This window comes from Mycobacterium sp., from assembly GCF_049585075.1.
Lineage (GTDB): Bacteria > Actinomycetota > Actinomycetes > Mycobacteriales > Mycobacteriaceae > Mycobacterium.
The window spans coordinates 1-2,151 of sequence record NZ_JBAUZA010000371.1; the positions used below are offsets into that span (position 1 = coordinate 1).

A 2,151-nucleotide genomic window follows, 5' to 3' on the forward strand; every position below is an offset into this window, starting at 1 on the left:
GAGTCGATCAATTCGGCGCGGCCGGTTTCTTCATCGGCACGGGTATGACGGATGACGGTGAGAATCACCGCCACAGCGATCAGCAGATGGAACATTCCCGCTTTCCAGATGGCGGTTGCGCCAAGGCTGTCGTTGTAGATCTGCCCGTAGAGCGCCCGTTGCGCCGGGCTGGCCATGATCGTGGCGGCAAACGCGGCACGGGCCGCTTCGCCGGGGTAGACCTTTTCGATGCTGCCGATGTAGACGGTCGACAGCGGTATTGACAGCAGCAACACCCAGAGCGGCAAGACCACCCGGTCGCGGCGTAGATAGAGCCTCAGCATCCCGGACGTGCCGGTGAACACCGAACCGCGTTGCGGCGCTTCGTGTGCCGGATATTGGGGTCGATCCAATGTCCTGGTCATGCTCGCACCTCTTGGCCGCTGGCTTCGCGCCTGCCGTGGGAGTCCATGCCGTAATGGCGCAGGAACAGTTCCTCCAACGTGGGCGGCTGGCTGACCAGGCTGCGCACGCCGGCATCGCCAAGCACCCGGATGAGTTCGCCGAGGCTTTCGCTGTCGACGTGGGCCCGCAGCGTGGTTCCGTCGATGCTGACGTCCTCGACACCGCGGATCCGGGTGAGATCGCCTGGGTCCCGCAGCATTTCAGCCTTGATCGACGTCCGGCTGAGATGACGCATCGACTCCAGCGTGCCGCTCTCGACGGTCCTGCCGGCGCGGATGATTGTCACCCGCTCGCACAGTGCTTCGGTCTCGGCCAGGATGTGACTGGACAGCAGAACCGTCGTGCCACGGTCCCGGGCTTCCGCGACGCACTGCTGAAAGATGTTCTCCATCAATGGGTCCAGGCCGCTGCTTGGCTCGTCGAGAAGCAATAACCGGGCCCGCGACGAGAAGGCCGAAATCAACGAGACTTTTTGACGGTTTCCCTTGGAGTAGGTCCGGGCCTTCTTGTGCGGGTCCAGCTCGAAGCGCTCGATCAGCTCGTCGCGGCGCTTCTCCTCGATGCCGCCGCGCATTCGTGCCAGCAGGTCGATGGTCTCACCGCCGGTGAGATTCGGCCACAGCGTCACATCACCTGGAACGTAGGCGATCTGGCGGTGTAGCTCGACGGCATCCCTCCAGGGGTCACCGCCGAGCAACCGCGCGGTTCCGCCGTCGGCCTTGACCACTCCCAGCAGGATGCGGATGGTCGTCGACTTCCCGGCGCCGTTGGGTCCGAGAAAACCATGTACCTCGCCCTCGCGTACCGTCAACTCAAGGCCGTCTAAGGCCTGAACGGTACCGAAATGCTTTGTCAGGTCGTGGATTTCGATCGGTACACGGTTGCTGTCAACTGGCATCGGATTCCCTCTCTCCTGTTTCACGTTCCGCCTGTTCCAGAAAGGCGTCGTACATGGTGCTGTCGGTCAGCAAGCCTTCGGTGTAGAGCTCGAGAGCGGGCAGCATCATGTCGCGGGCATAGTCGCGCAGCACTGCGCGCAGATCTGTTGGTGTTTCATGCATTTGGATGTACAAGAAGAAGCCGCCGCCGCCGGTGATTGCCAGATATTTCGCGCGAGCCTGCGGATCCCGGCTGGGTTTCAGGACTCCGGTCTGCACCCCTTCGTCGAGGTAACCCTCGGCATTGGCGATCATCGTGCGCCATAGTGTGTTCGCCAGCTCACCGCCGGATTGCATGCTGCGCACCAAGTAGGCCATCAAGGGCGCGTACTCCTCGATCTCGGCCAAGGCGGCGAACCAGGTAGCGGGATCGCTAGAGCGCATAGCCTCCGATTTCCCGCTGCGAATCTCTTCAGCGACGTAGTCGTCGCAGGCTTTGCGCAGACCGTCCTTTGAGCCGAAGTGGTGGATGACCAGCCCAGCGCTCACCCCCGCCGCTTCGGCGATCGATCGCAGCCCGACGCCGAAGCCATGCTCGCCGAACTGCTCGATCGCCGCATCGCGGATTCGGGCCGCGGCGGTCAAATCGTCGGCTGAACGCATGTTCAGAACATTAAACGGCCGTTCAATCGAACGTCAAGCAGAAACGCCGTCAAGAATCCGTAAAGGGCTGGATCAGTCGCGCACGGCGGCCAGCAAGCCGTCGCCCAGCGGCACGAGCGCCGGGGTGAGCAGCTCGTTCTCGGCGATCAGCCGCGCCGCCTCACGC

2 protein-coding genes and 2 pseudogenes are annotated in these 2,151 nt (G+C 63.0%); all 4 read right to left on the reverse strand.

Annotation, left to right across the window (positions count from 1 at the left end; translation table 11 throughout):
• Positions 1-404: pseudogene (locus tag WB785_RS17440) on the reverse strand (ABC transporter permease); the annotation flags it as partial.
• A complete protein-coding gene (locus WB785_RS17445; protein ID WP_424080562.1) occupies positions 401-1,342 on the reverse strand; it encodes an ATP-binding cassette domain-containing protein in 942 nt (313 codons plus the stop codon). The gene WB785_RS17445 and the pseudogene WB785_RS17440, both read right to left, overlap by 4 nt.
• A complete protein-coding gene (locus WB785_RS17450; RefSeq protein WP_424080563.1) occupies positions 1,332-1,985 on the reverse strand; it encodes a TetR family transcriptional regulator in 654 nt (217 codons plus the stop codon). Before WB785_RS17450 ends, WB785_RS17445 begins: the two co-directional genes overlap by 11 nt.
• 72 nt (positions 1,986-2,057) lie before the next feature.
• Positions 2,058-2,151: pseudogene (locus WB785_RS17455) on the reverse strand (methyltransferase); the annotation flags it as partial.